We start from the raw sequence: 13,270 nt of genomic DNA, 5'->3' as shown, positions 1-13,270 counted from the left end.
CTCGACGCGAGAGGACCCCTGCCGCACCGATGGTGACGGCAGGCGTCCTGATCACTGCGGGGCGCGGCGGGCTCGGCGCAGGGGAGCGGGGTGCAGCGACCAGAGCAGGCGGCGCCACCGGGGGCGCGCGGAGCGCAGGGTGGCCACGTAGGCGGTGGCCACCTCTGCGGCCCGGGCCGCCTGATCCGGCGTTGCGGCACCCGGGGCGAAGCCCACCTGATTGAGCAGGGCCGCCAACTCGTCGACGGCCGGCCCGTCGCCGACTGTGCCCTCGCCGATCGTGCCGTCGCCGCTCCTGCCCGAGCGGGCCTCGGCCAGAGCCTGCCGGGCCTGTCCGGCCACCTCGGTCGCCGCCAGGTCGTCGCCGACCGGGCGGCCGGCCAGTCGCAGCGCGTCGGTGACCTCCCGCCAGGCGCCGGCGATGCGCTGGCCGGGGTCACCCCGCACCAGCCGGTTGCGGGAGAGGGAGCGGCGCATCGCCAACAGGGTCAGCAGCAGCGCCCCCACCACCAGCAGCAGCCCACCGCTGCCGCCCGCGACCAGCACCGGCGTGGACACACCACCTCGTGCGGGCGGCCCGTCCGGGGCGGCCACCGGCTCCGGCGACGCCGTCGGCTCCGCGGTGGGCGCCGGAACCTCCGACGGCGGCGGGTCCTCAGGGGCCGGACGAAAGTCCTCCTCCACCGGCCTCGGCTCGTTCTCCGGGCGGGGCAGCGGGTCGAACGCCACCCATCCCAACCCGTCGAAGAGCACCTCCGGCCAGGCGTACGCGTCGCCGGCCCGCACCGGCCCCTGCCCACCCGAGGAGAAGCCGACCACCACCCGCGTCGGCAGCCCGGAGAGCCGACCCAGCACCGCGAACGCCGCCGCGAACTGCTCCGACGTGCCCCGCTGCCCGCCCCCGTTGCGGGGGCCGAAGAGGAAGAAGGCCAGATTCGGGTACGCGTGCCCGCTCGGGGCGTCGGCCACCACCCGGTAGTGCTCGGCCAGGAACTGCTCGATCGCCTCCGCCCGCGCGTACGGGGCGCCGTTCTCCTCGGCGAGCTGTGCCGCCAGCCGGCGCAGCGGGTCGGGTACCCCGTCGGCGACCCGCAGCACCCGGGCCACCTCCTCGCCGGCCGGCACGTTCGCGGTGGCCAGCAGGTTGTTGTCCGGGCGCTCCCGGGCCGACGTCACCGTGTACCGCAACCCCGGCGTCAGCCCCTCCGGCCGGATCAGCGTCCCCGTCGCCGGGTCGTACGCCACCCGCGCGCCGCTGACCTCACGCGGCGTCGCCACGGCCGGGAGCAGGCGACCGCTCAGCTCCGCCACGGTGATCTCCTGCCGAACGGTCTCTACGGTGCTGTCCCGGGCCGCGGCGGTGGCCGGCAGGATCCGCCCCGCGTTGCGGTAGGTCGCACCGACCCGCCAGGTGATCCCGTCGTAGTCGCTGAGCACCGCCAACCGGATCCGTACGGGTGGGGCCGACGTCGGATCGTCCGCAGCGCCGGTCGCCGTCGGGTCGTCCGCGCCGCCGGCCGGTGGGGCGACGCCCACCGTGCGCACGTCGAGGAGCTTCTGCTCCGGGTGCAGTGCCCACCCGGAGATCCGGATCAACGGGTTCTCGTCGAGCGTCTGCACCTGCGGTGGCTCCACGTACCGGCGCGGGTCCACCGGCCGCCCGTCGACCTGACCGGCGACCACCGGACCGAGCAGCGCGACCAGACCGATCACCAGGGCCACGCCGAGCGTCGCCGACGTCGCCAGCCGAAGTCGCACCGCCGCGCGCATCCCCGGGGCGAGACCGGCCGTCGGGTCACCGCCGGCCGGCGACGCACCCGACGGCGCGGCCAGCCCGACCGCCGCGACCGCGACGAAGGCCACAGTCGTCCCGATCGCCGGTGCGGCGTTCGGGCCGACCACGTAGAGGGCCGCGGCGTAGAGCCCCGCCGCCGGCAGGTAGCCGAGCAGCACCCGGCCGGTGCGCAGCGCCACCTCCGCCCCGGCCAGACCGGCCAGCCACGCCGCCACCACCGGGACCAGCACCGTGTCCGGTGTGGGCTCCACCGGGATCATCGCGGTGAGCAGCCGCGGAATGCCGTTGCGCGCCGCGTCCGCGCTCACCTCCAACAGGCTGCCCGGCAGGTCGGCGCGGTCGGCGGCCAGCCGCAACGACCACAGCGTCCACCCGGCCAACGCCGCCATCGACACCGGTGCGACAAGCCAGGACGGCAGCCGTCGGGCGGCCACGCTCACCAGCACCGAGCCCACCGCCGCGCCGATGACCAGCCGGGTCAGCAGGTCGCCCGCGTACACCCGGCCGAGCACCACCCCGGCGAGCGCGGTGAGCGCGATCAGCGCCAGCGGCACCACGGCCGCCCGCAGCGCGCGTACCACCCGCCCGGTCGCGCCGCCGGCCCGCGACGTCGTCCGCCGCGGGTCCGTCGCCGCCACGTCCGGCGCACGCTGCGGCTCGACGCCCGTCACCACCGGCGTACCCCGTCCCACTCGGCGGCGAACTGCGCGCCGTCCACCGCGTCCACCACCACCAGGCCGGCCGTGCCCGCCGGCGTCGGCTCGGCCGCCCCGAACACCCCGACCAGCACCGAAGGGTACGCGCCGCGCAGCGCGCCGACGTGCCCCAACCCGTCCCGCCCGCCGGGGCCGGTCAGGAAGATCAGCGTGTCGCCGAGCCGGTCCTGACGCAGCCGGGTGGTGACCCCTTGCAGCGCGTCGTCCTCGCCGGACAGTTCGGCGGCGGCGAGCCGGTCCAGCGGCGGCATCCCGGCGTCCCCCGCCGACCCGCCCTCGACCAGCTCCGGGCCGACCAGCAGCATCAGCACCGGCAGGTCCGCGCGGTGCGCGGCGGTGACGACAGACGCCGCCGCCTCGCACGCGGACTCGAACGACTCGGCCACCCCGTCCACCCGCTGCGGGTGTGCGGCGGCGCGGTTGTCCAGGAGGACGACCAGGCGGGGCAGGCTGGTGTCCACGTTCTCGCGCACCATCAGCTCACCGACCCGGGCGCTCGTGCGCCAGTGCACCCGACGCAGGTCGTCACCCACCACGTACTCCCGCAGCGAATTGAACGTGATCGACCCGTGCGGCACCCCGTCCACCCGGCCGTCGAGGCTGCGCCCCGCGCCGGTGGGCACCGCCGTCAGCGGATGGATCCGAGGGTGCACCCAGACCGGCGCCGTCTCCCCGTACGGGCGGGCCACCGCCACCAGACCCAACGGGTCGCGCCGGGTCACCCGCAGCGGACCCACCGGCACGACCCCCCGACGGACGGTCGGCACGTCGTAGCGGACCTCGCTGTCCCGACCGGGCCGCAGGCGCAGCAGCGGCACCGGCACCGCGCGGCTGCCGCACCGGTCCTCTGCCAGCAGGTTCGCCGACCGCAGCCGGCCGGCGTTGCGGACGGTGAGCGTCATGCTCGCCGGCTCCCCGCGCGCCACCCGGTCCGGGTCCGCCCGGCGGCTGACCAGCAGGCGGGGCCGCCAGGCCGCGGTCAGCGCCGCGTAGCCGACCGCCGCGCCGGCCGCCGCGCCGAGCAACGTCAACTCGGGGTACGCGAAGCGGAACCCCAGGCCGAGCAGGACGACAGCGGCGACGAGCAGCCCGACCCCGCGGGCGGTGATCCCCATGGCGCTGCTGCCGGTCAGCCCTGCACCGGGGCCGGCTGCCCCGACGGCAACGGCACCGGCACCGAGGCGATCGCCTGGCGCAGCACCTCCGCCGGGGTCACCCCGCGCACCTGCGCGTCCGGGGTGAGCAGCAGCCGGTGCGCGAACACCGGTTCGGCGAGCGCCTTCAGATCCTCCGGCATGATCCAGCCCCGACCGTCGATAAGCGCGTACGAGCACGCCGCCCGGGTCAACGCGATCACGCCCCGGGGACTGACCCCGACGCGTACCTGCGGATGGGTGCGGGTGGCGGCGGCCAGCCGGACCGCGTACGCGTAGAGCGGCTCGGCGATGTGCACCCGGCGGGCCATCCGGACCATCTCCCCGACGGTCGCGGTGTCGGTGACCGGGGCGAGCGCCTCGGGTGAGCGGACCGTCGCGCCGCGCAGCACCTCCACCTCGACCGCCTCGTCCGGGTAGCCGACGGACAGCTTCACCAGGAACCGGTCGAGCTGCGCCTCGGGCAGTCGGTAGGTGCCGTCCATCTCCACCGGGTTCTGCGTGGCGACCACCAGGAACGGCGCCGGCACCGGGTGCCGCACCCCGTCCACGGTGACCGTGTGCTCCTCCATCACCTCCAGCAGCGCCGACTGGGTCTTCGGCGACGCCCGGTTGATCTCGTCGGCGATCACGATGTTGGCGAACACCGGCCCCGGATGGAACTCGAAGTCCCTGCTCGCCTGGTTGAAGATGGTCACACCGGACACGTCCGAGGGCAGCAGGTCGGGCGTGAACTGGATGCGCCGCCACTGACCCTTCACCGTCGCGGCGATGGCCCGCGCCAGGGTCGTCTTACCGACCCCCGGCACGTCCTCCAGCAGCACGTGACCCTGGGCGAAGAGCGCGGTCAGCGCCAGCCGGACCACCTGCGGCTTGCCGAGCACCACCGCGTTGACGTTCTCGGCCAGCCGGGCGGCCAGGGCGGCGAAGCCCTGCACCTCCGGCTGGGTGAGCGGCTCGTGGATGTTCACGGTCGGCGGTGCTCCTCGGCTGGTGGTTCAGCAGGTCGGCAGGACGTTGATGTTGTCGCCGCCCTCCAGGTTGAGCCAGGCCCAGGGGATGTAGTTCTTCCCGCTGTACTCGACCTGCACCCACCAGGTGCTGCGCTTGTCGTTGTTGTAGATGTAGGCGTAGACCTCTTCGCCGGACTTCTTGCAGTACGCCTTCAGCCGCGTGCCCGGCTTCGCCCAGCCCACCTGCTTGTCGTTGTCCTGCCGGGTGACCGAGAAGATCTCGTTGCCGTTGCGGCCGCTCACGTCCCGGTCGCAGTAGGTCGACTCGGGCCCCGAGGCGCCGTTGCGGCAGGTCGCGACGCCGTACAGGGCGTCGGTCGGCTGAGCCTTCGTCGCGGTGCCCTTGCCGGCCGCGTTGCTCGCCGTCACCGTGAACGAGTACGACGTGCCCGGCGTCAGCCCCGTCATCGTGATGCTGGAGCACGCCCCGGCCTTCGCCGGCTCACCCGACGTGCTCAGCGAGCAGGTGGCCCTCCCGCCGCCCGCGTCCACGGTGAACGTGACAGTCGCCGACGTGGCGGTCGCCGACGAGCCGGTCACCGTGACCTGCGGCGCCGCGACCGTACGGGCCGTGGCGGTGGCCTCCGGGCCCGGCCCGGCCTCGTTCACCGCCTTCACCTTCACCGTGACGTTCTGGCCGTTGCCCAGCCCGGTGACGGTGGTGCGGGTCTCGGTCACCTCGCTGGTCCTGCCACCGACGTCCACCTGGTACTTCGTCACCGGCCGACCGTTCGCCTCGGCCGGCGACCACTGCACCGTGACCGCGCCCGGCTGGTCGGCGACCGTACCGGCCTGCAGGTCGAGCGGCCGACCGGGCGCCGCGAACGGCACCACCGTGTTGCTGACCGGCGACGCCGCCGAACCGGCCCCCTTGTCGTTGACCGCCACCACTGTGAACGCGTACTGGGTGCCGAACTCCAACTCGCCGGCCGGCACCACCAGCTCCGTCTTCGTCGACTCGCCGGCCGGCGCGTTCGTCCCCGCCGACGTGGCCGTCACCGCGTACTTGGCGATCTTGTTGCCCTGCCCGTTCGCGGCCGGCCACTTCACCACCACCGTGCCGTCCGGCCGTTCCTGCGCCGTGACGCTGGCCGGCGGGTCGGGCACCGCGGCGGTCGGGGTCACCGGGTTGCTGCTCCGTGCCGGGCCGTCACCCTTGGCGTTGACGGCGTGCACCGCGAAACGGTACGTCTCGCCGTTGGTAAGCCCCTTGACCTCCACCGAACGCTGGTTGGCGCCCACCTCCAGGCGCTGGTCGGCTCCCTGCACGACGTACTTGGTGATCTCGGCGCCGTTCGCGGCGGCCGGCCGCCAGCTCACCCGGGCCTGGGCGTTACCGGCGGCGGCGGTGACGCTGCGCGGCGCGCTCGGCTTGCCCACCCGGGGCTTCTTCGGCGGGGGCGGCGGCGGGGGAGCAGGCGGCGGGTCACCGCCCAGCACGTCGTTGGCGTACTTGTCGACCTCGCGCACCTGGTGCTTGTCGTCCACCACCCGGGCCGTCGCCGAGTCGGGCGAGTTGATGAAGAGGTGGTTCTCCCGAACCTCCATCTCCAGTGGCCCGTTCGCCCGGCCCTTGATGGTGTCGACCAACTGGCCGCCCGCGTCGAAGGAGTAGATGGTGCCGGTCGCCTCGTCGGCGCAGTAGAACCGGTCGGCCCAGGCCACCGCCGGGCTCAGCCGGTCGCCGCTGCCCGGCACCGTGAACGCCCGCTCCTCGCCGGTGTCACCCACCACCAACACCCGCCGCTCGGCCGGCACCGTCACCGGCACCCGCGGTCCGGAGGTGCGGGTCGGCATCGCCGCACGGCCGGGAAGCGTCAACGGCGTCGGACGGACCTCACCGCGCTGCACCCGCACCAGCCGGGCGGCCGTGCGGTCGAGCACCGCCACCCCGTCGTCCAGCGTGGAGATCACCAGCTCGTGGCTGGCGTCGGCCACGTCGTACGTCTCGACCCGCTCCGGGCTGAGCCCGCCCCCGGCCGGCGCGGCGGCTGAGGCCGGTGCGGACGGCAGCTTCGCGGCGGTGACCGCCGAGACGGTGCCCTCGCTGGGCACCGCGATCCAGAGGCGGCCCTCACCGTCGAAGGTGCCGCCGGTGATGCCCGGGGGATAGCGCACCGGCTCGCCGACCGGGCTCAACGACCGCGGGTCGAGCTGCCGCACGATGCCCTGCACGGCGTCGACGACGAACGCCGCGTCCTCGTGCAGGGCGACGCTCACACCCAGACCGGGGGTGGTCGGCGTGGTCGCGGTGAGCTGCAGGGTGGCCAGGTCCAGTGAGCTGATCTGCCCGGTCTGCAGATCGCGCAGGATCAGCAGCCGATCGGTCTGGGCGACCTGCATCGGGTGGCGGCGGGCGCCGGGAACCTCGGTGCGGGTGTCCACCCGGGCGGTGACCCCGTTGACCCGGGCCAGCTCGCTGCGCACCGCGCTCCACAGCCAGGAACTCGCGTCGTAGTTGGCGACCGCGTTGTCCGCCGCCCCCAGCCCCAGGACGGTCAGCCCCATGGCGGCCAGCAGCGCGGTGACCGTGCCGACCGTCACCAGCCCGCCGCGCAGTCGGGACCGGGAACGGGGGGCGTCGGTCCGCTCGGCGTCGTCGATGCTGGCCACAGCCGGCTGCCTTCCCTGAGTCGTGGCAGGTGGCGTACGCCTCGCGGCGACCCCTCCCCTGAGCCGGGTGCCATCATATGGCCCGGCCGGGAACGGGGGAACCCGCACGGTCACCCCTGTGGATACCGAGCGTGCGCAGTGGACGCCCAGCTCACCTCGACGATCGCGAACCCGACTGTGTCAGCTCGGCGGCGTGGACCGTTCCCGGTTCGTGCAGACCTGGCCGGAGGTCGCGAAGCTGTCCGTGGAGTAGACCGCCAGCACGGTGAAGCAGTAGTCCACCCGGGAGCTGAGCCCGTTGACCGTGTGGCTGGTGCGCCCCGGTTCGACAGTGGCCATCACCCCGAGCGCGAGACCGGCCCGTCCGCCCGCGACCATGAACGGCACCGCGCCCCCGGACGGGTCCGTCCAGGTCAGAGTGATCGTCACGAGGTCGTCGCGGAGCTTCAGGTCCCCGGGAGGGGGGCCGCTCGCCGACGGTGTCGCCGCCACGGTGGCGCCGGGTGGCGGCGGCGCGTCGTCGCGGTTCAGCACCACCGCGCCCAGGCCGGCGACCGCGACCAGGGCAACCCCGGCCGCCACCGCCGTACCGATCAGGGTCGCCCGGCTGCGGCCTGCCGAACCACCCTCATCGGCGTACGCGGCGGAGTAGGTGTCCTGCTGGTAGCGCTGCCCCGGGTACACCTCGTGGCTCTGCTGATAGGGCTGTCCCGGGTACTGCTGACTGGCCGCGTACTGCGCGGCGGGCGGGTGCGTGGGGGTGGCCGGCGGCAGGTAGGTCACGGGCGCGGCGGGCCCCGCCGTCGTGTCCTGCGGTGGGGCCGGCGCCGGCCCGACGGCCGGGAACACCTCCGTCGACGCGGACGCGAACCCCGACGGCTCGCCCTGCCCGGTGGACATCGTCGAGCTGACGATCGGCATGCTCTCGCCACCCGCGGTGGAGGGGTCGACCACGATGGCCGCGCTGATCGGCGTGGCCGAGCCGTCCGGTGTGGTCTCCCCGTCCGGTGTGGTCTCCCCGATGTCCGCCCTGGTCGGATCGGTGGTGTCGCCGCCGGCCGTGGGCAGCGGATGCGGGGGCGCGCTGCTGCTCCAGGGCGGGGCGGTCAGTCCCCAGGGCGGCGCGCTCACCGGCGGCGCGGAGACGGGCTGGCTGTAGCCGGGTGGTCCGGACACGGGGTAGTGGTGGGCGGGTGGTCCGGACACGGGGTAGTGGTGGGCGGGTGGCCCGGACACCGGGAACGTCGGCGCTGGTGGTCCGGAGACAGGGTAGGAGTGTCCGGGTGGTCCGGAGACCGGCTGGCCGTCCGCTGGTGGTCCGGAGACGGGGTGGGGGTGTCCGGGCGGTCCGGAGACGGGCGGGCCGTAACCGGGTGGCCCGGACACGGGGTAGTGGTGGGTAGGTGGCCCCGACACCGGGAACGTCGGTGCTGGTGGTCCCGACACGGGAAACGTGTGGACGGGTGGCGCGGAGACGGGCGGGCCGTAGCCGGGTGGTCCGGACACCGGCTGGGTGTAGGCCGCCGGGGGCCCGGAGGCAGCGTGGGACCGGTCCGGCGGTCGGGAGACGGGTTGGCCGTGCTCGGGCGGGGCCGACACCGGACGGGAAGGACCCCCGGCCGGTGCGGTGACTGGGCCGGCTTGCACGGGCGGTGCGGAGACCGGCTGCGGCGCGGCGGGCGTCGCGCCGACCGCGTGGTGCAGGGGCGGCCCGCTCGCCGCGCGGGAGGGGGCTGCGCCCGGAGTCGTCGGGAGTGCCCCGGAGTGCCCCGGCCCGTCCGTCGTGCCGGTGGGCCCGCTCGACCCGGTCGCGGCGATCCGGGCGGCCTCCTCGGCCAGCAGGGGCTCGATCTGCCGTACCTGAATGGTCGGGTCGGCCCACCGCGGAGCCGGAACCGGCGGTGGGGGTGCCGCCGGCGCGGCGGAGGGCCGTGCGGCGGCCGGCGGGTGGGCCGGGTACGCGGCCGTCGGCGCCGAAGGCGGCGTCTCGGGGACCGGCTGGATCGGTTGATCACCCGTGCGCTGACGCGGCGGTGCGGGTGGTGGCTGCTCCCGGACGGGCGACGTCGGCCGGCCGGCCGCTCGGGGCGCTGGCGCGACCGGTGGCCGAGGCGACGCCGCCGGCTGCTGCTCGGCCCGCTGGCGCGGCGGCACCGGACGATCGAGGGTGGCCGACGCCGGTGACGTGGCGGGCGCGGACGGTGCCGGACGGACGGGGGTGGCCGGTGCCGGCGACACGGCGGGCGTGGGCGGCACCGGCTGGGCGGGAGTCGAGGGAGGCGACGGGGCCCAGGGCGACGCGGGCGCCGGAGGGTCGCCCGCCACCGGCCGCATCGCGGCAATGGTCGCCAGGGACAGCGTCGGGCCGGTCAACGCCCCCGAGCTCTCCGTCAACGTTCCGGAGGTGGACGTCGACGACCCGACGTCCGGCCGGTTCGGGCCGGGGCTGGCCTCGCCGAGGTAGTCACGGGCCCTGCGTACCACCGGGTGGTGCTCACCGAGCACGGCGGGCCCGGCGCTGGCCACGCGCGTGTAGTTGCGGCGGGCCTCGTGCCTGTTGCCCAACTCCTCGGCGACCTCGGCCAGTTCGAAGGCGAGCGCGAGCATCGTCGACTCGGAGTGGTCCCAGCGCCGCTCGCCCGCCGCGAAGGCCTCCTCCAGCACCCGGCGGGCGGCAAGCGGGTCGTCCGCCTCGCGGTGCAGGCGGGCCAGCAGGTGCGCGGTGTGCAGCATCTCGGGATGGTCCTCGCCGTACGGCGGACGGGCGGACCCGACGGCGTCCGCGAGCAGCTGCCGGGCAGTGTTGAGGTCGCCCGCGGTGCGTAGTGCGAGGGCCTGTTGCTGGACGGCGGCCAGAGGAGAGGGATGGGACACAGGGCAATGCTGCCGTCACCGGGCCGCCGACGCTACCCGGGCCTACACCCGATCCCGCTTCGGTGACCTTCGGTGACGGGTGTGAGCAGCGGCGGGAGGGCGAGCCGGCGGGGCACGGTAGGCGATGTGCATGATCCACGACTGCCGTGTACAGTAACTCCCCGTGCGGCTCGCCGTGCCGACCTCGGATGGAAAGATCATCTGGGCGGCAAGGTAGGCTGAACGAGCAGGTCCGGGTGGCGGAATGGCAGACGCGCTAGCTTGAGGTGCTAGTGCCCGTATAGGGCGTGGGGGTTCAAGTCCCCCCTCGGACACCAAATTTCGTGGAAAATCACGATAAATAGGACAGATTGAGTGTCCTATTGTGCCTATCTAGGCTCAAATGTCATGAGTCTGGTTTGCCTGGTGGATGGGCCCAATTTGGTCTGTCCGCAGCGCGTTGACCGTCGGAGAGTGGCAGTGCCGGGGCCTGCGCGTCACTGTCGGTATGGGTCGATGATTTCCTTTGGGTGTAGCGCGGGGGCGGCGAGGTCGCGCAGTGTCGGCGAGGTGAGGTAGAACCTGCCGCGGGTCTCGCCGTGTTGTTCGAGCATGTCTCCCGGGACGAGGGCGCGTAGGTCGCGGGTTGCTTGGTCGTCGGTGAGGTTCTCGTCGCGTTGATAAAGGGTGCGGCGCACTCGGCCGCCGGTCGCGGCGAGGTGTAGGGCGCTGACCACCCGCTCCGGCAGGCCGTGACGTCGGACCCAGGTGTCGAGCAGTTCCCAGAGATGCGCTGCTTGGTCGAGGCGTTGCCGGACCAGTTGGGCTTGTTGGTGGTGGGCGCTGAAGCAGAATCGGATCCACCTGCTGGTGTCGTTGTCCGGCTGCCAGTTTGTGCCGCCTACCTCGCCGGGCGCGTCGTAGTAGGCGTAGGTGTTTCGGCCGACGCCGAGCCACTCCTCGATCGAGGAGAACTCCGGGGCGAGGACGCCGTCGCGGGCGAGTACGAGGGTGTGCAGGCAGCGCGACATTCGGCCGTTTCCGTCCCGCCACGGGTGGATTTTGACCAGGTTCAGGTGGGCCATGGAGGCCCGGACGAGCAGCGGGGTCTCCGGTTCGCCGTCGGCCAGCCAATCGATCAGCTCGGAGATCAGCGACGGAACATCGTCGGCGTCCGGCCCGGTGTAGACGCGTCGGCCGGTGTGCGCCTCGTCGATGTGGATGTCTCCTGGACGGTAGCGGCCCGGCCATTTGCTGAGGTCATGGCGGAGCATCATGAAGTGCAGTGTGTTGAGCAGCATGTGCTGCCAGGTGAACTCGCGTGAGCGGGCGAGTTGTTGCACGTAGGTCAGGGCATCCCGGTAGCCGGTGATGACCTCCCAGATCTGCGGGTTCGTCTCCACCAGCTCGTCACCGGCGACAGCCGCGGCAGCGTCGTCCACGGATACCTGGTAGCCCTCAATCGAATTCGATCCCTGGATGGCGTGAGCGATCACGCCTGGTGCCAGGCCAATGACGTTGAGTTGGTGTTCCTGACGACTTGCAGCTCCTGGCTGAACTGGATCGAAGCCGAGTTCGCCGCCCTGCGCTACTTCGCCCTCAACGGCACCGACCATCGCACCCACGCTGAGTAGGACGGGGCCATCAGCGACTATGTCCGCTGGCACAACCAGCGCGCCCAACCGAAGAACCGGATACGCCACCAACTCCAAGATCCGCCATCCGGATTACCCGTTCAAGGCCGCATGGCGGGGCACTAGGCAGTGTCTTCAAAGGATCTTGGTATCGGATGATGTAGCGCGTGGGTCGTCGCTACGAGTTGTCTGACGTCGAGTGGGAAGCCCTGTCCAGGTATCTGCCGTCGGCGGTGACGGGTGGTCGGCCGCGGGTCGATGACCGGCGGGTGCTCAACGGGATCGTGTGGAAGGTCCGGGCCGGGGCAGCGTGGCGGGACGTGCCCGCCCGTTACGGGTCCTGGCAGTCGATCTACACCCGTTTCCGCAGGTGGGCCCTGGACGGGACGTTCGAGCGGATGCTGGCCGGAGTGCAGGCCGACGCGGACGCGGCCGGTGACATCGACTGGCTGGTGTCGGTCGACTCGACCATCGTGCGAGCCCACCAGCACGCTGCAGGCGCTAAAGGGGGCGCCGAGAAACGGACGAACCACAAGATCACGCCCTCGGCCGATCTCGAGGTGGACTGACCACCAAGATTCACCTCGCCTGCGACGGCCTGGGTCGGCCCCTGGCCTTCGTGCTCTCCGGCGGCAACGTCAACGACTGCACCCGCTTCACCCAGGTCCTCACCCGCATCCGTGTCGAGCGTTCAGGCCCCGGCCGGCCCCGCGTCCGCCCGGAGCACGTCATCGCCGACAAGGGCTACAGCTCCAAGGCCATCCGCGCCGGCCTACGCCGACGAGGCATCCCACACACGATCCCCGAACGCGCTGATCAGCAGGCCAACCGCCGCCGGCGAGGCAGCCGCGGCGGCCGGCCACCAGCGTTCGACAAGCAGCCCTACAAGCGGCGCAACGTCGTCGAACGGTGCTTCAACCGGCTCAAGCAGTGCCGCAGCTTGGCCACCCGATACGACAAGACAGCAACGTCATACCGGGCCACCGTCACCATCGCCGCGCTACTCCAATGGTTATGAACCTTTGAAGACACGGCCTAGTACTGCAACGGCAGTAGGCGAATCGAGTTCGACTCGTGTTCGTTGGTCCGACTGTGACGGATGTTGATGTCGATCGTTGGCATGGAGAGTTGGACCGGCTGCATGCCCGGATCGGGCCCAGGTTTCGGCGGTCGGAGCCGCGGCTGCGGGTCCGTCAGTACCTGTGTGGGCTGGTCTCTGGTCTGGGTCGTAAGAACGGCTGGACCTTGGCTGAGCAGGCCGGGGATGCGTCGCCGGACGGGATGCAAAGGTTGTTGCGGTGGGCGGACTGGGACGTCGACGCGGTCCGCGACGATGTGCGGGACTACGTGGTCGAGCACCTCGGCGACCCGGCCGGAGTGCTGATCGTCGACGACACCGGGTTCCTGAAGAAGGGCACCCGGTCGCCGGAGTGCAGCGTCAGTACTTCCGGCACCGGCCGGGCGGACGGAGACTGCCAGGTCGGTGCGTTCC

At 73.0% G+C, this 13,270-nt stretch carries 7 protein-coding genes, 1 tRNA gene and 1 pseudogene; 3 read left to right on the top strand and 6 right to left on the bottom strand.

From position 1 onward, the window contains the following. Nucleotides 1-51: 51 nt before the first annotated feature. From MILUP08_RS23600 to MILUP08_RS37465, 5 genes are all read right to left on the bottom strand, one after another. A complete protein-coding gene (locus MILUP08_RS23600) occupies nt 52-2,487 on the bottom strand; it encodes a transglutaminaseTgpA domain-containing protein (RefSeq protein WP_039906526.1) in 2,436 nt (811 codons plus the stop codon). After that, a complete protein-coding gene (locus tag MILUP08_RS23595; RefSeq protein WP_007462416.1) occupies nt 2,463-3,626 on the bottom strand; it encodes a DUF58 domain-containing protein in 1,164 nt (387 codons plus the stop codon). The genes MILUP08_RS23600 and MILUP08_RS23595 overlap by 25 nt, the downstream gene beginning before the upstream one ends. A gap of 14 nt (nt 3,627-3,640) precedes the next feature. Beyond that, nucleotides 3,641-4,636 (bottom strand): AAA family ATPase, encoded by a 996-nt coding sequence (locus MILUP08_RS23590; RefSeq protein WP_007462413.1) that lies wholly within the window; start codon nt 4,634-4,636, stop codon nt 3,641-3,643. Between the two features lie 27 nt (nt 4,637-4,663). Further along, the gene (locus MILUP08_RS23585) at nt 4,664-7,291 is read right to left on the bottom strand and encodes a fibronectin type III domain-containing protein (protein WP_007462411.1); all 2,628 of its coding nucleotides are present in this window, start codon (nt 7,289-7,291) and stop codon (nt 4,664-4,666) included. Between the two features lie 180 nt (nt 7,292-7,471). Next, complete coding sequence (locus MILUP08_RS37465) at nt 7,472-10,165, bottom strand: tetratricopeptide repeat protein (protein ID WP_007462405.1); 2,694 nt, start codon at nt 10,163-10,165, stop codon at nt 7,472-7,474. 230 nt (nt 10,166-10,395) lie between these two features. Here MILUP08_RS37465 and MILUP08_RS23560 point away from each other — a divergent pair. Next, nucleotides 10,396-10,482, top strand: a tRNA-Leu gene (locus MILUP08_RS23560). Nucleotides 10,483-10,641: 159 nt separating this feature from the next. Here MILUP08_RS23560 and MILUP08_RS23555 read toward each other — a convergent pair. Next, nucleotides 10,642-11,760, bottom strand: a complete 1,119-nt coding sequence (locus MILUP08_RS23555) for a Fic family protein (RefSeq protein WP_144057004.1) — start codon at nt 11,758-11,760, stop codon at nt 10,642-10,644. Between the two features lie 185 nt (nt 11,761-11,945). Here MILUP08_RS23555 and MILUP08_RS34885 point away from each other — a divergent pair. After that, nucleotides 11,946-12,796: pseudogene (locus tag MILUP08_RS34885) on the top strand (IS5 family transposase). Between the two features lie 74 nt (nt 12,797-12,870). Continuing rightward, nucleotides 12,871-13,270, top strand: a 400-nt coding sequence (locus tag MILUP08_RS23530; RefSeq protein WP_039906521.1) for a transposase, incomplete at its 3' end; no start/stop codon positions are given.

The organism is Micromonospora lupini str. Lupac 08, from assembly GCF_000297395.2.
GTDB lineage: Bacteria > Actinomycetota > Actinomycetes > Mycobacteriales > Micromonosporaceae > Micromonospora > Micromonospora lupini.
Note: the sequence above shows the minus strand (reverse complement) of the source record. Positions and strands in the feature narration are given on the sequence as shown.